Origin of the sequence: Paenibacillus sp. 481 (genome assembly GCF_021223605.1) — a bacterium.
Classification (GTDB): domain Bacteria; phylum Bacillota; class Bacilli; order Paenibacillales; family Paenibacillaceae; genus Paenibacillus_B.
The window spans coordinates 4,942,443-4,963,960 of the sequence record NZ_CP075175.1 but is presented as its reverse complement, the minus strand read 5'-3'; the positions used below and the strand labels follow the sequence as shown (position 1 = coordinate 4,963,960).

Here is a 21,518-nt window from a genome sequence, read left to right as displayed (position 1 = left end):
CCATTGGATTACGACCTGTCTTTGCATACCATTTCCTTTTTTGATCTACCACAATTGTTTCTATGTTCCTATCACGTCCTTACCTTTTCGTCCCTTACGATAAAGGAAACAAATATAAGTAGAGCTGCAAAGCTAAGCATATATATCATTTGCTGTGAAGAAGCAGCAATACCTTTCCCGGCTATAACATCTCTACCTGCTTGCAAAAACCATGTCGTCGGAAAAAAATCTCCGATCTGCTGCGCAAATTTAGGCATAATCTCCCGCGGCCAAAAACACCCCCCCAGCATTAGCATAGGAAAGTAAATTAAAGTCGAGAGCGAACCAGCCATCAGGCGGGTATTCGAGAATCTACTGATTGCTACACCTAGAGCGACACAAACAAGGGAGAAGACCAAGCACACGAGCAACACTTCGTGCTTCTGCTCAGTGGTCTGCCAAAATTGAAAATCTACTATGCTAGATATAACGTTCAATAACAATACGGATTGAACAGCAGCGATCACAAAACATGCCAGCATGTTTTGTATAAGATAACTTAGTCTTGATACAGGCGTAACTGCAATACGATCATACACACCTGATAATTTATCTTGCAAGATTAAGCTGCTGGAGAATGTCATGAGAAATATCATACCAGAAGCAATGAATCCTAATGATTTTACCGCATTGCTGACGTCTCGTTCTGAACCTGCATACTTAAGCGCACTTTCATATGTAACGTTAAACGCGCTGTTCTTGTAGGCGTCTATGCCTTGGTAAAAAATCTTCTCATCACCTCCAGACGCTCTTGCAATTTGTTTTGCAGAAGATACATAGCTTGACACATACATTTTTACAGGACCAAAGATGTCAGTACCTGCCAAATCATAGATTAATACAGAGACGTCCTCACCTTTCAACAAGCTTTCGGTGAAGCCCTGCTGAAAAAGAAACCCACCATCTAATTTTGAATTAATAACCATGCTTTTGACATCATCATTGCTCGTCAAATTAATAACCTTGTACTGCCCCTTCAACTGTTCTATAAAATCTTGAGTGAACATGGTCTTGTCTTCATCTATGATCCCAATTTTATATTGAACTTCCTGAGATGTTGCTACAATCAAAAAAACAGTCAATAAAATCGGTATCACAAAAATAAACAACAAACTCCAACCCTTCTGGAAAACACGTCTAATACAATTAAAAAATATTGTCATTCTACCGTCCTCCTCGAAGCAGCCAGGCTTACAAACACAAGTCCGACACAAATTAATATCATTAATCCAATATGAATAAGTGCCTGTTCCACTTGATTCCCATATATGATATTGAAAAGAGCAGTCTTAGCGTAATAGCTTGGTGATAGATAGGCAACTGATCCAAAGTCCACGATTACAAAGCCGCCAACAATGAAAGTCCCCCCCAGCGTTATAAAACTGGATATTGATTGTGCCTTTTGAATGTCACGTGTAATAATAACCAGCATCAACCCAAGTAGTGTAACGAGTATGGAAAATATAAACAGAGTAAGAAGTACAACTATAATATGGTTTCCCCAATCCACACCATATACGTACTTTGTAAACAAGAATAAGATGACCCCTTGGAAAAAGGTCACCAATGATAAACCAAGTACTTTGCCAATATACTGTTCGTACGGTTTCACAGCAGACAAGCGCATTCGCTTACCTAAAGTGCCCAAATAGTCTTGAGACGCCATAAAAATACCGTATTCTTGCCCGTATAATAATAGCATCAGTATCATCGCTATGCTGTAATACCCCATCGCAGTCGTCGCTTGCAAACTTGAACTTGCTAAGGATTGTTCTTTGACATTCTCTTCATTATTCTTCTGCGGCTCGGAACTCATCGCATCGACTTCCGTTTGTCCTGTTATGTTGTAGATAACGCTAGACGTATTCATCAAATTGGTTAGACTACTTACAATGTTCTTAACAACCAGCGTAGGAACACCGTAATCTGTTGATAAGTAGACATTGACGACATGGGGGAGAACTCTATCGTCAGAGAAATTATCAGGAATATAAATAAAGGCATCTGCTTCATCCTTATTAATAAGAGCTTTGCCATCATCTAATGACGTAACCGGCTTTAGTTCCGCAAGCTGAGTAACATCATTTGAATGTAAAGCAGCATCAAAAATAGCGCCATACCTGCCTGAATCAAGGTTTGCATAAGCTATTGTGACCTTTCCCAAAGACTTTTGTATATCATATGTACTACCGAATACCGAACCCAAAATGAAAATGATGATAGCATAAGTAAGCAAATTAATTAAAATTTCTTTTGGATTCATGATCATCCGTTTAACCGCATAGAACATCTCGAACAAAATATTCATTGCATATCCTCTTTTCCGATTAATCACGCAACTTTTTACCTGTTAATTGGAGGAAAACAGTTTCCAAATTCGGTTTGTATACTTCCATATATTTCATATTAAAGTGTTGCTTGATTAATTGTTCTAATATAAGAGGAATACATCTGTCATCTTTGTCTAGTTTAATTTCTAATATCTCTTCGTTAACACTAAAGGACAACACTCCATCAAAGGACTCGATTACTTTGACAGCTTCCGCTGCATTAGCAGTGAATTCCAATCTTAGGCACTGTTCGTGGATATGGTCTGCGATTAATTCGTCAATTGTCCCAAGTGCAATTAACTGGCCAAAATCCATGATAGCGACGCGGTCACAGATTGCTTCAATCTCTTCCATATAGTGAGTCGTGTAAATGACTGTCGTGCCTTCTTTATTCATTTCACGGATAGATTCCAAGATATGATTGCGTGATTGCGGATCAACCCCAACCGTTGGTTCGTCCATAAATAGAACACGTGGTTTATGCACAATCGCACAAGCAATATTGAGCCTTCGCTTCATGCCGCCTGAAAAGGTGTTTACTATCGATTTCCTTCTGTCCCACAGTCCCGTAAACTCCAATGCCTGCTTAACCATCTGTCCTAACTCATTTCCTCGCAGACCATACAATCTGCCCCAATAAGTGACATTATCTATCGCATTTAACGTTTCAAATAGAGCAATTTCCTGAGGAACGTAACCAATGTTACGTTTAATTTCTGTTGCATGTGTTGAAAAGTCTTTGCCGAGTATCTTCACTGAGCCACTGTTTAAACGTAAAAGTCCTAATATCGTATTCATCAACGTAGACTTCCCAGCCCCATTAGGGCCTAGTAACCCAAATATCTCACCTTCACGTATGCTCAGATTAACCCCTTTCAACGCATCAAAATCGTTGTATTTTTTGACCACGTCTGAAACTTCGATTATCGTACGCACATCCTCCATAATACAGGTCGTCATGTTCTACCCCCACATTAATAAATAGTAAATGCTAGAAGATTCGAATGAATTCCATCATTAATGATCGACTTAATCAAGCTCCACATTGTGTAACTCAATCTACAAAAAAAATAGCGACCTATATCCATTTATATATAGGTCGCTTGCTCTTATTTATTTGTGCCTAATTACTCATGTATAATTTTCGACATTTTTCACAAAAACATAGCTTCGCCCTCTCGTCCAGCCATATTTCTCACCGCACTACTCAAGCTACTTGTTATGTCTCCTTATGACCAATAACGTGCCGAAACAGCGATTATTGCCAGTCAGGTTTTGTTATATTCATCTTCATCTTTATCAATACCATTGATAGCATTAATACGTCATAAAACGACATATATCACGATCAAATGATACTCCCGTTAATAAACTTTGTCAATAGTTGTCATAATATAGGACAGTGTCAAGTTGTTCGGGTTTTTCCATGCTAGATATTGTTTAGATATTAGAATGATTGAATTTGTTTCTTACTGTAGTCTTTAACACACTTCATGCATACGCGATAATACATCTATGGTTACTTTAGTCCTAGATGGACGAAATCCCTACCTTACTTGTCTTACTTGCCTTACGATCCAACCATCCCCAGTCTTTTACGCCACTCGGTATTTATTCCTGTTGCTTAATACATCATGACTCATAACGCTCGAGACGTGCCTTTACTGTACTTCTTTCTTTCAGCCCTCGTTTATCTACCCGATTTCTCCCTTCACTGAGCGGCCCTCTCTATATGTTATATTTTACAAAAATTAAAACTTTCATAACTATTTTACAGCATCTGAATAATAGTTTGAAACTGTAAATATAATATGCTACAGTTCTTTTAGTTACTGACAAATATTCTCGATGTTAATGTAATTAATTTCTAAAATCTTTCCTAAAAGGAGGAAACAGCATGAATTCCAGCAATGGGGAATTAAAACGAACATTGAATTTCTTTAGTGTATTTATACTAGGACTCGGATTACTGGTACCTACTTCCGCTTTTTTTGTTTTTGGAATAGCTTCCCAAATTACCAATGGCCATGTTCCGGCGGTATATGTATTTGCTACAGTAGCCATTTTATTCACGGTGCTAAGCTATGCCAAGATGAGCAAAGTGTATCCTAAGGCAGGTTCAGCCTACACCTATGTTCAGCAAACGTTCCATCCGAATATAGGATTTTTGGTCGGATGGGGCGCCTTAATGGATTATTTATTTCTTCCCCTTACATACGTACTGTCCGTCACCATTTATTTAGCGCCTTTATTTCCTTCTGTACCGTTATGGATATGGGTTGTTACCATTATGACGATCATAACCCTCTCGAATTTATTTAATGTGAAAATTGCCGTTTCTTTTACGACTCTGCTGATCATCATTCAGCTCATCACAATAGTGCTGTTCGTTATACTATTGATTCATTATCAGAGCGTTCAAGGACAGGAGCAGCTAATTTCCTTGCATTCTTTTTACTCCTCATCGCTCAATGCCCCAATGCTACTGTCCGGAGCTGTCATTGTGGCTTACACCTTCATCGGTTTTGATGCCGTAAGCACACTTGCTGAGGAGACGCATAACCCGACGAAAACCATTCCAAAAGTCATGCTGTCCTTGGCGCTTTTTATCGGAATTACGTACGTGATACTCACTTACTTTATGCAAACGGCATTTCCTGACGTCACCATATTCTCCAATCCTGACGGAGTAGCCTTCGAGATTGCCCAAACGATTGGCGGAATGTTGTTCTCTTCGTTCTTTCTTGGCGTCGTCATTGCCAGCTGTTTAGTCGGCGGTGTCTCCGCCCAAATGGGCATTTCACGCTTGCTATTTGCGATGGGGAGAGACCGGGTGCTACCGAACAAGGTTTTCGGTTATCTGCATCCGAAAACGGGTATCCCTGTCTTCAATATTGTGCTTACCGGAGTGTTCGGGGGTCTACTCTCACTGTACTTGACACTGGATCAAGTGGCCTCGATCATCAGTTTCGGAGCATACATTGCATTTACATTTGTAAATTTATGTGTAATAAGACATTACTATTTCAAACAAAGGAACCATTCCGTTAAAGGAGTCCTTCAATATGTCCTTCTGCCGTTGCTCGGTATTATCTTCATTGCGCTTATGTGGTACAACATCAGTCATATCGCTTTAGTTCTGGGAGCCGTATGGAACAGTCTCGGCTTTGTCATACTGCTGTTTTTGACCAAAGGTTTTCGTAAGCCTGCGCCTTCTCTTGCAATGAATGATACCGATAACTCGGGCAAGGTCATTGTTCCGCTTCCGCTCGAAGAAAGGATAGGACGCAACTTCTAGAAACAATATATTTTACATAATAAAGGAACGGGAAAACTACGTCCCCGCTCCTCATATGCTCTTTTACAATTCATCACATTACCTATTCAAGCCATTAATCATTATTGCTAGCAATAACAATGCGCAAATATTTATGGATAAATGCATCCAAATCGCCGTCCATTACGGCACCGACGTTACCTGTCTCTACTGAAGTACGATGATCCTTGACCATGCTGTATGGATGGAACGTATAGGAACGAATCTAACTGCCCCAGGCGATATCCGATTGTTCACCACGAATCGATGCTAACTGGCGCTGCTGCTCTTCTAATTTACGCTCATAAAGTTTAGAACACAATCTCGTCATAGCTTGTTCCAAAAAGCGCGAAGTATTATCCTCTTTAGGTTTAAATAAATGGAAAATAAGGTTAACCAGAGTAATCTGGCTAACCTTAAAAAATTTAATAATTTATAAAATGGAATTATTTATAACCCAATTATTAATTAAATCAAAAAAGAGTTACCACTCTATCTCTTTCCACTCAAAAGAATAAGCTAACACATCAATACATGAATCATGAGCGCACAATATCTAGAATTTCCAAGTTATTCGGTCCAACAGTTAACGGAATAACTCTTCTAGGCATATTAAATATCTCACCACGTTGCTTCAACGGTTATAGCTAAAAAGTTAAATCTTCATCTATATTGAACTCGAGTTGAAATCGAAAAAAAAAGAGTGTCAAAAAGCTCACTGACTTTTTCGACACTCTCAATGAGGAATTACTTTTCTTATTTAACAACACTCCAGTTTAGCTGATTTTTAATCAGCTAATTAAGCACTTTCTCTAATCTCTGTACAGTCTTACTTACTTCATTCTTTCTATGGCATCCCACAGAAAGATATTAAAGTCAGTCATTAACTCTAAATAATCATCAAAAATATAATTCGTCTCCGTTGTTTCTATATCCAATATTTCAATATAGATTCTACCAGATCGAAAAACTGTTATTCTTTACAATTTATTGCTGCTCAAAAAATCCGTTCTTGTTGATGCTTCTGAATACTCATCCTCACCACTTACTAATTCATCAATTTTAATACCCATGCTCTCTATTTTTTCTTTATTTTCTACTATCCAATTTAAGAAGTACTTTTCCATTTAATCTTTAACTCCTATCATTTTAACATTTTCTTCCTTAGGGAAACTTTGTATAGGAGGTAATCCTTTTTTCTCTAGCAGTTTAGAATAAAGTGAGTTAGGTCCAGGTATAGTAGCCCACTCATCTTTCGTTTGTCGTAATGATGAACTTGGTACATCAAACTCTACATAAACGGAGCCTTTTGACGCTTGTTTATAAAATGCATCATACGAAGCTGAATGTGCAACATATGTTCGAGCGGCTGTAAATGGCTTTTGTACGTATCCTGTTTCTATAGTCTTATCATACTCGCCTGGTGACATCCATCTTCCTACACGACTAATTTCTGACTTATCCTTACCATTAGAAGGCCCACATGAATCCTTACTAAGTTCAAATGGATCGATCCATGTTATCGTGCAGCTCGAGCTGATGTATCTGCCCTAAAAATAGAAAAAGGTAGAGAAATTTTCTTCTCTACCTCGAACATAGTTACATAAAATCATATAAATAAGCTGTCGCATTTCATATAACAATCCGTCATATCTTCCATTTAACTTATTCAAAAATGTAAACAGTGATTTTATTCAGGCAACATATAAATGACATCTAGCGGATCTTTGCCTTCAAAAAATTCATCATATAGCTTTCTTACTTCCATTGAATCTAGATCCGCTTTCCCTAAGACCTGATCCAACTTTTCCAAAATGCTTACTTCTTTTAATGATAACATTTTTTCTGCAACAAGAGTATCCTTTGTGTTAAGTAAGCCCCTAGGCCAGCAGTCCTCATATACTCCTCTATAGTCATCATACAAAAAAGTGATTTCACTTATTCCTGCATATTTCCTAACTAGTGGATGTACTAGCAGTAAAAATTGTGCTATTATTCCGGTCCTCCACCTTATAGAGTACGCTTTTCGCGCTTCGATCAGCAACCCCGATAATTCCTCTGGAATATTCCCCAAATCATTCAAATTGATTTGGGCAAGTATCAAAATTGCATATTCCCGCTGTAAATTTTCCGCTAACTTTGTAAACACCTCATTTTTACTTATTCCTGTACGAATAAAACCTACTAAACAAATCGAAATGTTTTCAACGCTAGAAGCGTTTTCACGCACACACCAAATATATTGTTCAAAAATTCCCTGCCAATAATGTTCATCAAATGTGTAATCAATATAACAACACTCAACAATAGTTTCTATTAACGTGGCTTTGTCGTACTTATCCTCAATACGAGGCAATATTCCTCTAAGAAGTTCAACAAATTCTTCTCCATAGTAGTCTGATAAATTAGAATTATTCCGTAGCATTTTTAATAGAGCAAAAAAAGTCTGATTTTCTTCCGTACCGTTTTCTTGTGTTAAATATTTAAAGAACTCATTCATATACTCGATTTTTTTATCCATGGAACACTACTTCCCTTTTATCATTTATTCTCATTTATTTACATATTGTCTCTCGCATAAAGCTTCTTTTCATCATTCATCAAGAGTACCTCGCCTGTTAATGGATATCTTAAATATTATATCTAAACGAACAAAAAGGTCTGCTTTAAAACCTCTAGTAGTCAATTATTCATATCTACTTCCAGTGAATATAATATCGGTCATAAACTCCATGTCTATACACTTCTAAAGAGTAACTATATCTAATAGATTTGGATCACTAGATCTCATTACATCTATCCTCAAATTATTTTAATTAAGTGCATTTATGTTAATTCATTAATCCCCTTTTGATGTAATTCTTATTAAATGGTTATATTTCAAATTAAAAAGACTGTATCGTAGATTTTCAAGGACATCTAACATCCTCTTATACTGCTTGTATAGCGTATGGCGTATGCTTAGTTCTGACTACTACACTATTTCGCTTCTGGTAGCTCCCCGAATAAACCCAAAACACATTGGGTATATATCATAGCTTCCACGCTATTTATAAGTCTCTTATTTACAGCAAGGGCATGCAAACAACTTCTCAAGCTACACCAGTGCGTGCCATTTGGCTCTATTTTATCATTGAAGCTACCTTCTAATAGGGTCGTATTAATTGTCATATTGATTCAAAACAGCACCAGTAAAAATTACAAAAATAGCTCCACTTAATAAAAAATGTAACTTTTTGCTATCGCACATGGTTTTAAGTTACATTTGACTGGATATGTTGCCTCAGCGTGCATAATCTATAAAAATCATAACCTAACAAAATTAGCATGCCCACCACTCATTTCGGTGTAACAATTCTACATTCGTTTTCTCGATTTCCCCGTTTATTGCCCCCATTTTGGAAATGCAGTTGTAGGCTGATTATTTCGATTGAAAAAGACCTGACCAGAACGCGATACTCCATGATCTAAAGTACCACGTTGAATCATATTTAGCTGATTTCTGTGACTATGGAACTTTGTCGCTGCAGGAGGTAATCGAGGTGCTCCACTCCTATCGGTAGCAGCAACACCAGTAGTAGGATCAATCCCATGTGTTGCTCGATCATATTGGGATTGCATTGTTGCTTGAGTTCCATGTATTCCCAATAAATGTGCGCCCGGAATTGAATTTGCCATGTCTTGCAGTATACGATGAGCATTTCCCTCTGCTAAATTTTGTAATCTATTAGCACGTTCATTTGATGAGAGATGTGAATATGTTTGCCTTAAAGCAGATGCTCTAGAACCACATTCTCTGCTAAGCCCAAATGGATCAACCCATATTAATGCATCATTTACATACCCGTATAGGCACATTCCTCCTGCTAACCTTATCGGGTCTTGCTGAGTATAAACTCCTTCGTGAGGTGGATAGTAGCGGAATCGGTTATAATATAGACCTGTTTCCTCATCCTCGTACTGCCCCTCATACTGAAACGGACATGCGCTTCGCTTGCCTTTCAGCTCTAAACTACGCACATTCCCGTAAATATCCAGCTCACATGACCATACATGGTTCCCTAATTCATCAGTCATTCCAACGGGAGTACCTATATGATCCGTCAAAATGCTGTAGTTTCCGTCTGCTATAATCTTAGCCGCTGGATGGAACGTCCCATCCTCAATTATCTATGTTGTCAGAAAAGTCTACTAGTCCCGGTGCCACTTTGCTCCGTAGCACTTTTAAACAGTGGATTCGTAGCCTTCCACTCATACAGGACAATTAAAATACTATTCAAACGCTCTAATACTTTCAACTAGTTTGGGGCTCACATTAAACTTTTGTTTAACATTCTACGTCTATATTCTTAAATATAGTCTTTGCTAATGTAAGTGAAAAATTGTTAAAACAAAATAGGCTTACTCTCCTCAAATTACAAGTTAGAATAAGCCCATAGTGATTAATTCTCAAACTATTAAATTTGGGATGGATATTTTCTAAATGTGTAGTAGACTTAGAGCAATTGATTTAGCTGATAAACCGTCATTAATAAGTTATTAAAAACTTATTTAGTTAATTAAAACTCATATAAAAATTCATACTTGTTTATTGCTTTATTAAAAGTAACAGTAATTTTAGGCATTTCAAAATCAAATGACTTAGAAGCCCATTCAATTATAGCAACAACTAGACCTTCTTCCTGAAAATCACATGGTGCTATATTTATAGAATGTATTACTATCATTGTATCTTCCTTATATTTTGACTTTTCAATAATTTCCCTACTGACTTTTTTCAATCCTTCAATCAAATAAACAATATCTCCCTCAAAAATGGCATCTTCACTCTGTTCTCGCTGCTTTTTAAAAACCAATTTCAATCCATCGCACACTTCTAATAATTCATCTTCCTGTACATTAGAGTTAGTTACTGATGTATACTCTGCAATTATTTTTATGTAGATACCCCATGTAGACTTAAATACCCTGTAAGTATGTTCGACAACATTCAAAAATCATCATCCTTCTCTACTTAAATTTTAGATACTTCATTACGGACTTGTCAAAGAAGTTCTCTTTACCGAAGTTTGTTCCCCTAGTGATATAATCATATCCGTGGTCAGGAGCCCCATCCGTTAATTTACTGTATCGATTCAACCAATCATTAACTGCATCATCTGAGCCTAATCCGTCCACATCGAAGAATTTAAATTTAGCAAGATCTTTTTCTGCAATTGAAAATTCAATCATTTTTAAACCTGCATCGGGAGCTCTCTTAGTCTTTATCTCTAAATAATTATGAGCACTAGTTTTATTATCCCAAGCATAGACACCTTCACCAAGATGAGCCTTATGTGGTTCTGTTGGCCAAGGTTCTCCACCATTTCTAAACCTAGCCTCATCGATAGAGTTTTGTATTGTATAAAATGATCGACTACCATCTTGCCCAGTTCCACAACTATTTTTATTTAGTCCGAACGGATCAACCCATACATTTGGATCATTAACATACCCATACAGACGCATTCCACCAGACAACCTTATCGGGTCCTGTTGAGTGTACATGCCCTCTTTTGGTGAATAGTATCGAAATCTGTTGTAGTAAAGTCCTGTTTCTTCATCCTCATATTGCCCCTGATAGCGGAACGGACATGCACAGCGCTTACTTTTAATCTCAAAACTCTGTGACTTCCCGTAAATATCCAGCTCATTAGACCATACAATATTTCCTTGTTCATCAAACATCTCTACAGGGGTACCAAGATAATCCGTCAAGATGCTGAACGTACCATCTGCTGTCATCTTAGCGACCGGCTGGAATGTTCCAGCCTTAAATACCCATGTAATCAAATTATCAAGATAATCTGCAAGACTTTGCTGGCGCCGTTCTAGATCATCTATTATTATAGTATCAATCTTGTCTTCACTACTATGCTCCATTAAACTATCGGCTGGCTGATCCGTGACTTTCCACTCATGCAGGACATTATTCCCATCCCACATATAACAGTTTATCACACCCGCAAAATGCTTCTCAATTCGTCTACCAATACTATCATACTTAAACGTAACCTCTTGGCCATCCGGACGCACAACCTTACTCATCATGCCGTTACCAAAATACTCATAACGCCAGTACGTACCGTTAGGCTCTACTTTTTCTATCAGATTGCCTTCTCCATCGTAGTCGTAGCTCGATCCTTCAAATTTAAGAAGGCGACCGCCTGCCCCATATTCTCGATCTGTGCGATGACCGCTGCTGTACAGATTTCCGACCTCGTCAGCCATCCGGAATACGCGGCTGAAATGATCAGATGCTCCGATCAAATTTCCGAAGTCATCGTGCAAGTACTGTGTCTTTTTGCCCGTTAACTCGTTCAACACCGACTTTAAGCGTTTGTTCACATCCCACTCATATCGTCTCTTACGAGTTTCACGTCCACCTGCTGACACACGATGCTGCTCTGGACGCCCTGCCGTATCATATTGCCATTCACTAATAACACCACCAGGAAGCAATCTTTCGATTTCCTGCCCTAGTGCATTGTACTTCATCTGCGCAGTCCAAGGTGTCATAGCTCTAGCTGATGATTCAGCTCCTACTTCTGAGGAAGAGCCTTTTCCGCCAAGCTGCTCCGCCTGCATAAGACTAACTTGTCCCATCAAGTCGCGCTCCATGGTAAGATAAGCGCCTAAGCTACTCTGCATCTCCGTCCGGTTGCCCAGCTTGTCATAGCTGTTAGCTATCCAGTAATTATCACGCCACTCTTTCACAACACGTCCAGATTGGTCGTACTCAAACTTTAACATTGCAAATGGATTCGCCGTTTCGATCAGTTCTCCAATTGGGCTATACCCAAACGTCTCCACCAAACCATCGCTGTATTCCGTCTTCGTGACACGACCCATTACATCGTAGGTATAGTCCGTCCATCTTCCATCCGGACGTTCCACCTTATTTACCAAGCCACTTGGACTCCGCAAATAGTTCCGCTCGATGCCATCAAACCCTATTTCCCGCACCACTCGCCCATGAGCATCGCGATCCAGCTTATAACGCTCACCGCGTTCATTGACCACTTCGGTTAATTCTTCCTCGTTATTGTAAACAAGCTCAACACGTCTACCTTTTCGCTCGCTCCACAATAGTTTCCCGAGTGGAGAGTAGCCAAATGTCGCACGGTTCTGTTTATCCTCAGCCAAGACCACATCGTCATACGCATCATATCGCAGCTTCAGCACATTGCCGTCTGGCATTTTAGCCCGCACGACGCGACCCAAAGCATCGTAGACAAAACTTTGCTTCGCTCCAAGCGGATTTGTCGCCTGTAAGCATTCTCCGCGATGGTTGTACGACCACTTGCCGCTTGTCCCATCAGGTAGCGTCACCTGAATCAGGTTGTATTGCTCATCATATTCAAGCTTCGTCATCGCTCCGAGCGGATTACGTACTTCACTGATGCGATGCCGCTCATCGTAGGCAAAGTACGTCGCCGTCTGATCTGCTCCGATCGAACCCTTCATCCGGCCCAGTTTGTCATACTGCCACTTCCGGCTACCGCCCATTGGGTCTGTGACTTGCATCAAACGTCCGTCTTCACTGTAAACAAAATGCCAAGCATTGCCGTCCGGCTGGATTTCACTTACCAGATGTCCCTGCTCATCGTAACCAAACTGCGTCACGCGACCTTCCTCATCAGTCGTTGCCAACAGATCAGACGTATCACTGTATACGCTAGTTACGCTGTGCCCTTCAGGATTCGTAACCTTTGTACATAAGAAGTCAGGATTATAATAGTACACCGATGTGTGACCTAAGCTATTCGTCACTTCGTTATAACTGTCAAAATAAGCGATGCGCCCTTCGAGCAGCCCATCATCCCCCCACGTGTGCACACAACGCGCACCCGTAGTTGGACCATCATACCGCCAATGGAAGCTGTAGCCGTTCCGATCCGTCTTCTTCGTCATAAGATGACGGTCATACTCCATAGTCGATGTCTGCCCAAGCGCATCCGTCACCGCGCTCAAATCGCCAGCCTCATTGTAAGCATACGAAACCAGTACCTCACGCTGCTCGCTTAACGCATTACTAGGATTCATACGATATACAAATGTAACTACCGTGATCCGTCCAGCCTGATCTGTGCTTACTTCAAATACACGACCCACACTGTCCGTAACCTGCTGCAAAAATCCACTGCGATCATAGCTCAGTTCGATTCGATGCTCAAGTTCCGTCTCTATACGTACAAGAAGATACCATTTATCAGCTACATGTACTGTAGGCAGCTCATCTTCATTCGCCAGAGATTGGAATTGTGGCTGAACCTGATTTTTCTCTTGAATAGAACCCTTGTGTTGAGCGCCAACTGCCGATTGGCTTCTTGCCAAGTCAGCTTTATTGTCCGCTTCCGCACGCTCCTTCTCTGACCCCGACACAGCCTCAAAATGATACGTCAACCGACTCTCCTGATCGTACAACGAATAACTCCCCGCCATACGACGCAGCGTCAACCGCTCCGCGCGGTTAAACGTCTCCACCTTCCCACGGTGCAGCAGCTCGAACGCAACCGAACGCCCGTCACCAAGCAGCACCCCGATGCCGTCCTCCATCACCACAAGACGCATATCAAAGCTGTGATGCACGCCATGCCCCAGCCATCCGCGATGTCCACTATCGCTAATCCATCTGCGACTCCACGCCAGAGGCAGCGGGCCTGGAAACTCAAAATCAGTCGCCTCACTCATCATACGCCCTGTAATAAGGTCAACCGGCTCGAATCCCCACTTACAGAACTTATCGCTCAGCCCTTTTGTCCCTTTCGTCTTCTTCAAGACACGATGGTTAAGAGCTTTCATTGAGCGCTGCACACCTTTATTCTTAGCAGCTGCCGTAAGCAACGCCTGCGTCTTCGCCGCCATCTGCTCCTGCATCTTGCCCAGCTTCTCTGCAACCTGCTTCTGGATGTCAACAGCAGGGCCGTCCGCCTTCTTGGCAGCGGTCAACACCTTGTCCATTTGGCTTTTACCCAATTGGATCACTTTGTCGCCGCCCTGCTTCATGACCGCCTTACCAATTTTATTCGCGGCCTTTCCAGCCAGCTTCGCAGCACCAAACGCGTCGCCCACACCAGGCACCATACTAATCAACGACATTCCCGCGCCTACCAAATCACCACGCGCCACACTAATACCTGCGTTCACAACGTCAAACACCGCGCCAACAACAGGGATCATCCCGAGTATATCAAGGCCCGTTTGGATTTTATCCCAGAAGCCCTCATTTTCCTTATCAATCTTCGCTTGCTCCGCTTCCGGATTCGACATCTGTGGAAACGACTGCCGCTCACTACCTTCAGCTATAATTTGCTTGCCGACCGCATCCGTATTGTCATTTAAAATAATGCTGCCGCCCTTGCCGATCACGATGATCTCCTGTTCAGCCTCAACCTGGAACTTCTTCAACTCACTAAACTCTAGCAACTCCTGATTCATCCACACAATATCTTTATCACTGTGCATTTCAATTCCAGTATCATCATTAATGGACAAATAAAGTGTCCCTTCCGCAGCCGTAAACGAAATATCCTGCGTGCCTAACGTGAAATCCTTACCATAACTGGTCGTAAACGACTTCACCGTCGAATCCGCCATCTTCTTATCCGCTTTTTGCGCGGCTTCCCCACTACTCGACATCGGCGTGCGCACCGAATTGATCAGCATCGCATCGTCTTCCTCATGACTCGGAAAAAACAACTTAATACGCGATCCGACCTGCGGCATCGTGTGCAGCAAGTGACTAAACGGTGCTGAGTACGGGAACCACACCGCTTCGCCAACATCCTGCTCGGCATCGATATCCAGATGCACCTTTGCTCGATTTGGCATGACACCAATTACTTTACCTTCAACAGCCAATCCGACTAAATACGGATTAAACTTCTGATTTTGCCGAACCCCCTCAGGAATGGCGCATAAATATTCAAACTCGAACAGCCCTCTCACCAATTCACCTTGCAGCCCCATAACCGTATACGACTGCCCTTGAATCTCCACTTGATCGCCTAAATCCAACAGTTGATCAAGCGAAACGACACAGCGCGTAAAGGCTTGCTCATCCCAACTTTCACGCGGTGTCTGAATTCCCGTTAAAAAAGACTCCAGCTTGCGCCCGATCTGATACGCCTTTCCTTCCGGCAGCTTGATTCGACGATGGCCAGACGGTGCACCTATCCACACACACAGCTTATGCTGCGACACATCCGGTGTAAGCATCGCACCCGCATGTGAGGCGACACGTTGCAAAAACTCCCAATCCGTCTCCTCATATTGCAACAGTAGCCTGCCAAGTGATACCGAAACATCAAACGCATCTGCTCGATACAATTGCTTGGGATAAGCTCCCAGCACCTCGTCAATGACTTCATGGTACGACATGCTAATTTGCTGGAATGATCGACACTTTTGCTCGCTATCCATCTGATACGTGTGCGAAATGACCGTCATTTCCACTATGTCATTCCCTTGCACCTCATGCAGCTCAAGCTGATGCATTTGCCCTAAAAATAAAGGATAGTCGGCGTCGCCATTGCTGCCATGTATCCAGAGCCCGATTTCGTCCTTATGGCTTGCCCGATGGATAACATTCCTACCGTCTTTTTCCGTCAAGATACCACGAATAAATAGCTTTGCATGCTCACCCGGATGGCGGGCAATCTTGATACGCTCTATACGTAAACGGCCATACGGCCACTTCAAGAACAAATCTTGCAGCGTTAGACCGCTAATCGTCCTTTTCCTATCATTCGACATCGAAGTCCCTCCTCACCAGACTTACTCATCAGACTTCATTCACTCGCCTTCACTCATAAGTCTCACAATCAAGACCTTACTTCTGTCCGTCGTCTTCGACATAAATAATGCCGTTTGCATGATGCACACACGTTACATAAGAACAGCTCAACAGAGCAGGCTTGCCGTCAACGAGCAGATCTGGCTTTCCGTTCACCCACTCCATATGTACTTCTGGCTCACAAGGCTCACCACGCGCATCACATACGCCAAACGTTAAAATGTTTTCACCCGCTTTGCTGTCCCCAACATTCATCAGCGGCTGCTCTTTTACATACATGCCGTGACATGTTGGCAAATTCAACATATTCGGATGACTTCCACATGCGCAGCGCAGCATCGCCCCACGCACCACATAGCTAAATTCCGGTGCTCCACTCATATCGATTCCCTCCCAAGTTGAAGACACAGTCATTTGAATTGTCAGCATTTAATTAGAAATAGTCCTAGCTCTTCCACGAGAAATCCCCAATGGATAGTTATGAGCCGATCTAGTCGGTGTCAACGTCTACCGGAATGAAATGCATTCCCGTGAAAGACCGCCGCAAACAGCTCTCAGCTACATCCAAATGGACGATGCATTGCTCCCCTGCGCAGAACAACCGCTCACGCCGAAGCTTGCCAGCACGAAGGACGATATGACTCCACTTACCCATCGGATCACGCTGACTTTTTTCAGATAGCACATCTCGCTCTGGCGGCACCACATACCAGTACAACTCTTGCCGCTTCGCCTGCCTCGCTGTCAAGACGACTGATTTCCATTGCAGTTCGGCATCATGCAGTTCTAACAACTTCTTTAACCGATCCGACACGAGTCGATAAGGCTTGTCAATCCAGTCGAGATAGACAGGCTCCTGATCTTCCCTGACATACAAATTGAATTGCTCCTGCAAGTTTGTATCACTTGACTCCTGCAAAATAAGGGCATCTAACGTTCGCTTGTCCTGCTGCAATATAAAATACGACACGCTTATCCCTCCTTTGAGGCTTTCACGCAGCTTTGCTTCATACCTCACACTTCCCACACTCATACTCTTAGCACTCTTCACTCTGCACATTTCACACTTCCCGCACTTCATACTCTTAGCACTCTGCACACTTCACACTTCATACTCTTAGCACTCTGCACACTTCACGCTTCATACTCCCAGCACTCTACACATTTCACTCTTCATACCCTCAGCGCTCTTCATACTTTTCGCATTCTTTACGATCATCTTTGTTTCACAAAAGGACCTTTTCCAAAGGTCCTCTTACCGTTCGATTTCCACAGGAATTCCATTCCCACCCTCTTCCATCCAAATCACCCTGCGTTGTTGCTCCTCACTTAGCGTCCACTTGTGCGCATCCTGCTTCATCAGCTTCGCACCAGTCAGATTTGCCCCCCGGAAGTCAGCTCCTTGGAAATCAGCGTACAGCAAGCTTGCACCTTGTAAATTCGCACCTGTAAAATCAACCCGTTGAAAACCGAGTACCATACCCTCGTGAAAAAAAGGCTCCCCGCCAATAGCTTCATTGAACTGTGCCCCACTTAGATCCGAACCACTAAAATTCGCATCGTACAGCAAACTTTGACTAAAATTCACACCACCCAGCCTGCCGTGGCTAAAGTCCGTACCGATGCATACGCTTCCACGCAAATTCGAACCACTTAAACGACTCCCGACACAATGGCTGTACCGCAAGTCAATCCCTTCATACTGGCCCTCACTCAAATCTAATCCGCGCAAATCACTGCACATATAGGCAGCAGGCAGCTTCTGTTCTAGCCAGCTTTTACATGCAGCCACATCTTTTTCAAGACGATCTTCCATCCACACCTGCTCACTATAATCTTTGTACTCTCCTGTGCGAATACGCAGCACATCTGCTCGCTTCACCGCCTGAAACTCTGGCAGTGCAATAAGCTGTGGCACAGCGACACGTATCCATTCCTGTACATACTGATGAATGATCGCTACGTGCTGAATCACAATGCTATCCCGTTCTGTTTCCGATAACGTTCTAAGCAACGGCGTCTGTGTCAGCTCTTGTTTAAAGGATTGTACGAACGGATACAGCCATGGCATTTCATACATATGCATACATTCCGCAGCATCTAAGTACCATCTATCATCATAAGCTTCGATGCTATACATGAATTTCTCTTGCAGCAGCCATGAACGCAAGAATGAAACATGAATATACGCAATCGGCGCTTTGTGACCAAGCGCTTGCTGTTCCATGACGCGCTTACAGAAGATGCGAAACGCGCCAACCAATTCCTCCGTATGGCTCATCATCCGACTGCGCCAATAAGCATCCACTTGCTGCAACAACGCAGCTCGAAGTGATGCCATATGCAGCTCCCGCTCATTGTCCTCGCCTTCTGGAGCAGCTGGAACTTCTTTCAGCTCTGATAATTCTGACTCTTGCATAAGCCGTCTCCCCTCCAGACCACTCACCGTAGCTTCTCACTAGTTGTTCCGAACTTGCTTTCCTTTCAAGCTCACATCTTCCTCGATAAGCAGCGAGCTGCCTTTGCACGTCATCTCGATTTTTTCACTTGCGGTGATCACAATATTTTTCGATTGAATCATCACATTTTCCGTCGCTTTGACCTTAATGTCCTTGCTGCTCGATATCATAATGCCATCGGCATCACTAAGCACGATCGACACGCCATTTCCGGAAATCGTAATTTGATCCGGTGCGAGCACGATCATTTTCCCGTTCTTCGTTTTGAGCGTCTTAATTTCGGGGTCCTGCATCGGATCACTGCCTCCACCGCCAGATCCCCCGGAACCTCCCGATCCACCTGAACCGCCACTCCCACTACTGCTCCCAGCTCCACCGCCAGAACTACCACTTGCTGCGCCACCACCCGCAGCCTTCGGCACGGAACTCGTCGCAAACGCATCCTTTTCCTTATGCGTCGGGAAATAAATGCGCACATCATCGCCCTGCTCCGGCATGAAATACCAGCCCGCATTATCAGCCGACGCGTAGATCGTTGAAAATGGGAACCAACAAGCTGTTCCCGCGTCTTGTTCGGGGTCCATTTCTAAATGGGCTTTAATCTGATCCTTGCTGACCCCAATGACTTTACCCTGAATCGAAGCACCAACAATAATCTTGTTGTATTGTTTCGATTTAGCTAACCCTGATTTCGATGCAAGCGTGTAGCGCCGTTTTAACAACGCCTTTTCTATAAAGATGTGGACTTCACTTACAACGAGTGTCCGCCCGTTGAATTCCACCTCATGCCCGACATCAAGCACTTGCGGCGATTCCACTTCATAACACACAAAATCATGCTCAGCCACATTCGGAATGCGGCTCCGTACCGCCTGCTGGTACAAGTCCATTCGTTTATGAACGCGATAATTATGAGCAACAAGCTTGCCTTTGCTACCGAGCTGCGGTACTCCGACATAACAAAGCAACCGCTCATCGATCGCGGCAGGGACGATTCCCGTATGAAAATGGGACGCCAAGCGCTTGAGCAGCTGCCAGTCTGTTTCTTGATACTGTAAAATGACATGCGGGAGCGTTGCGCCATTTGAAGCGTAGTCAATCAAATCCGAGCTTGGGTACCCGCCTACGATTTGTTTCATCAAATCTTGATAGGCTAAGCCGATCTGCTGGAATGACCGCTCCTTAGGCTGCGTATCCCATTTATACGTATGAGATACCGCTTCTGCTGTAATCGCATATACACCGTTGACCATTTGGACTTGTACGTCCAACACCATTCCGTGGAACAACGTCACTTGCTCCCCGTCTGCATTCGTTTCCATGACACAAATCGACGTCTGGGCATGCGCCATATGCACGTAACTGTCTTTGCGACTCTCCGGCACAATGCCTGAGAAGGTTAGCCTAACATGTTCATTCATTCGCTTCGTGATGGATAGGCTGTGCAGCCGCTCTAGCTCGAACGGTGTAATCTGAATATGCATAATCGTTACTTGTTCCATCGTCTACCTCACCTCTCCATCCTCATGGTTGAGCATACGTAGTGATGCCATAATTCCGTGCGCAATCGGACGCCAACGTTTCATGTGCTTTTCCATACAATTGACACTAAAAAATAACCCCTTCTCTTCCCATTCCATAAAAAAAGTGAGGTTATAAATGTTTCCATCCATGGCAGGAGTCACAAATTCGTAATATCCGACTTGCTTGCTCTCAGCTTCATTGTGTTGTTGCTGCTCTTTTGCCTCTCTTTCAGAAGCCTCTATGTGCGACTCTCCGATTGGAAATACGCCATCCGTTAGCCAAGTCGCATTCGGCTGCATCCGTTTTAGCATGTTGAGCATCTCTGTGTGAAACAATTGCATTTCATCGTTAAACATCTTATGTTCAGTCGGATTTACGTTCACATTGATCGACAACGTATCATCTGTATAAATCATTGAAGGTCGTTGCTCAGCAGGATATTTAATCGCTACAAACGACTCTGGCATCTCTTCAAAAGTCGAAGGTACACGAATGCTTAATTGACCAGGGATGACTTCTAATGCTGTAAAATCAATCACTTCATCTAAAAGAGTTAGTTGACCTGCTTGAACAGCTGCCACCACTTGAGGAATGGACAGCATTTCTTCCAATCGCTGTTCCTTTTCCTGCTGATCCTGCTCACGAATCATTCGCAAAAACTGTTCATCTACGTTGTTTACCATGTCTCCACCTCTCCACTTTTTAACTTCCAATAAACAGTAGAACCCTTAATTTGCCAACCTCATACTAATGTATCGGGTGCATTGTACACAAAATGAAGATTTACCAACCTAATTGATGGAAAATATTTTGGGTGATTCAACCAGAATATACCGAGGTGTGAGATGCGATTTCGATGAGAGGGCATAATCAATATGAAGCAATAAGGGGAGATGTGCAGTAGCTAAAAATAGCTTGGGAACAACGAGCGGACCATGATCAAATACATAAAAGATGTGCGCGAAACCTATCACAATTTTCGTACACTCTTAAGACTGGTGCATATAGTAGAA

15 protein-coding genes and 1 pseudogene are annotated in these 21,518 nt (G+C 42.6%); 1 reads left to right on the top strand and 15 read right to left on the bottom strand.

What is annotated here, in order from left to right:
• Positions 1 to 71: 71 nt before the first annotated feature.
• The 3 genes from KIK04_RS21675 to KIK04_RS21665 are packed head-to-tail and all read right to left on the bottom strand — an operon-like array spanning position 72 to position 3,329.
• On the bottom strand, positions 72 to 1,202 hold the full coding sequence (locus KIK04_RS21675; protein WP_232275723.1) for an ABC transporter permease: 1,131 nt from the start codon (positions 1,200 to 1,202) through the stop codon (positions 72 to 74).
• Positions 1,199 to 2,347: an ABC transporter permease gene (locus tag KIK04_RS21670; RefSeq protein WP_232275721.1), complete on the bottom strand. Its 1,149-nt coding sequence runs from the start codon at positions 2,345 to 2,347 to the stop codon at positions 1,199 to 1,201. Before KIK04_RS21670 ends, KIK04_RS21675 begins: the two co-directional genes overlap by 4 nt.
• Before the next feature lie 19 nt (positions 2,348 to 2,366).
• Positions 2,367 to 3,329 carry an ABC transporter ATP-binding protein gene (locus tag KIK04_RS21665; RefSeq protein WP_232275719.1) on the bottom strand — a complete coding sequence of 321 codons (963 nt, stop codon included), beginning with the start codon at positions 3,327 to 3,329 and terminating at the stop codon, positions 2,367 to 2,369.
• 937 nt (positions 3,330 to 4,266) lie between these two features.
• Between KIK04_RS21665 and KIK04_RS21660 the strand changes: the two genes are divergently transcribed.
• The gene (locus KIK04_RS21660) at positions 4,267 to 5,667 is read left to right on the top strand and encodes an APC family permease (RefSeq protein ID WP_232275718.1); all 1,401 of its coding nucleotides are present in this window, start codon (positions 4,267 to 4,269) and stop codon (positions 5,665 to 5,667) included.
• Between the two features lie 94 nt (positions 5,668 to 5,761).
• On the opposite strand, the pseudogene KIK04_RS21655 reads toward KIK04_RS21660, so the two are convergent.
• From KIK04_RS21655 to KIK04_RS21595, 12 genes and pseudogenes are all read right to left on the bottom strand, one after another.
• Positions 5,762 to 6,025, bottom strand: a pseudogene (locus KIK04_RS21655) (peptide chain release factor-like protein); the annotation flags it as partial.
• Between the two features lie 640 nt (positions 6,026 to 6,665).
• Positions 6,666 to 6,812: a hypothetical protein gene (locus KIK04_RS21650; protein WP_232275717.1), complete on the bottom strand. Its 147-nt coding sequence runs from the start codon at positions 6,810 to 6,812 to the stop codon at positions 6,666 to 6,668.
• Positions 6,813 to 7,136, bottom strand: coding sequence for a TreTu family toxin (locus KIK04_RS21645; RefSeq protein WP_442951190.1), 324 nt, complete (start codon positions 7,134 to 7,136; stop codon positions 6,813 to 6,815).
• 239 nt (positions 7,137 to 7,375) lie between these two features.
• A complete protein-coding gene (locus tag KIK04_RS21640) occupies positions 7,376 to 8,206 on the bottom strand; it encodes a hypothetical protein (protein WP_232275714.1) in 831 nt (276 codons plus the stop codon).
• An 863-nt stretch (positions 8,207 to 9,069) separates the two neighbouring features.
• A complete protein-coding gene (locus tag KIK04_RS24270) occupies positions 9,070 to 9,792 on the bottom strand; it encodes an RHS repeat domain-containing protein (protein ID WP_269670971.1) in 723 nt (240 codons plus the stop codon).
• Between the two features lie 452 nt (positions 9,793 to 10,244).
• Positions 10,245 to 10,679: a hypothetical protein gene (locus KIK04_RS21625; RefSeq protein ID WP_232275712.1), complete on the bottom strand. Its 435-nt coding sequence runs from the start codon at positions 10,677 to 10,679 to the stop codon at positions 10,245 to 10,247.
• A 16-nt stretch (positions 10,680 to 10,695) separates the two neighbouring features.
• Entirely contained in the window at positions 10,696 to 16,482 is a 5,787-nt protein-coding gene (locus KIK04_RS21620) for a DUF6531 domain-containing protein (protein WP_232275711.1), read from the bottom strand.
• 76 nt (positions 16,483 to 16,558) lie between these two features.
• Complete coding sequence (locus KIK04_RS21615) at positions 16,559 to 16,903, bottom strand: DUF4280 domain-containing protein (RefSeq protein WP_232275710.1); 345 nt, start codon at positions 16,901 to 16,903, stop codon at positions 16,559 to 16,561.
• A gap of 109 nt (positions 16,904 to 17,012) precedes the next feature.
• Positions 17,013 to 17,492: an imm11 family protein gene (locus KIK04_RS21610; protein ID WP_232275708.1), complete on the bottom strand. Its 480-nt coding sequence runs from the start codon at positions 17,490 to 17,492 to the stop codon at positions 17,013 to 17,015.
• A gap of 285 nt (positions 17,493 to 17,777) precedes the next feature.
• The gene (locus tag KIK04_RS21605; RefSeq protein WP_232275707.1) at positions 17,778 to 18,941 is read right to left on the bottom strand and encodes a pentapeptide repeat-containing protein; all 1,164 of its coding nucleotides are present in this window, start codon (positions 18,939 to 18,941) and stop codon (positions 17,778 to 17,780) included.
• 39 nt (positions 18,942 to 18,980) lie between these two features.
• Positions 18,981 to 20,483 carry a hypothetical protein gene (locus KIK04_RS21600; protein WP_232275705.1) on the bottom strand — a complete coding sequence of 501 codons (1,503 nt, stop codon included), beginning with the start codon at positions 20,481 to 20,483 and terminating at the stop codon, positions 18,981 to 18,983.
• Between the two features lie 3 nt (positions 20,484 to 20,486).
• Positions 20,487 to 21,188: a hypothetical protein gene (locus KIK04_RS21595; RefSeq protein WP_232275704.1), complete on the bottom strand. Its 702-nt coding sequence runs from the start codon at positions 21,186 to 21,188 to the stop codon at positions 20,487 to 20,489.
• Positions 21,189 to 21,518: the final 330 nt, after the last annotated feature.

Coding starts and splice junctions, on each gene's coding strand:
- KIK04_RS21675 (WP_232275723.1), bottom strand. CDS start 1,202: ATGACAATATTTTTTAATTGTATTAGACGTGTTTTCCAGAAGGGTTGG.
- KIK04_RS21670 (WP_232275721.1), bottom strand. CDS start 2,347: ATGAATATTTTGTTCGAGATGTTCTATGCGGTTAAACGGATGATCATG.
- KIK04_RS21665 (WP_232275719.1), bottom strand. CDS start 3,329: ATGACGACCTGTATTATGGAGGATGTGCGTACGATAATCGAAGTTTCA.
- KIK04_RS21660 (WP_232275718.1), top strand. CDS start 4,267: ATGAATTCCAGCAATGGGGAATTAAAACGAACATTGAATTTCTTTAGT.
- KIK04_RS21650 (WP_232275717.1), bottom strand. CDS start 6,812: ATGGAAAAGTACTTCTTAAATTGGATAGTAGAAAATAAAGAAAAAATA.
- KIK04_RS21640 (WP_232275714.1), bottom strand. CDS start 8,206: ATGGATAAAAAAATCGAGTATATGAATGAGTTCTTTAAATATTTAACA.
- KIK04_RS21620 (WP_232275711.1), bottom strand. CDS start 16,482: ATGTCGAATGATAGGAAAAGGACGATTAGCGGTCTAACGCTGCAAGAT.
- KIK04_RS21615 (WP_232275710.1), bottom strand. CDS start 16,903: ATGAGTGGAGCACCGGAATTTAGCTATGTGGTGCGTGGGGCGATGCTG.
- KIK04_RS21605 (WP_232275707.1), bottom strand. CDS start 18,941: ATGCAAGAGTCAGAATTATCAGAGCTGAAAGAAGTTCCAGCTGCTCCA.
- KIK04_RS21600 (WP_232275705.1), bottom strand. CDS start 20,483: ATGGAACAAGTAACGATTATGCATATTCAGATTACACCGTTCGAGCTA.
- KIK04_RS21595 (WP_232275704.1), bottom strand. CDS start 21,188: ATGGTAAACAACGTAGATGAACAGTTTTTGCGAATGATTCGTGAGCAG.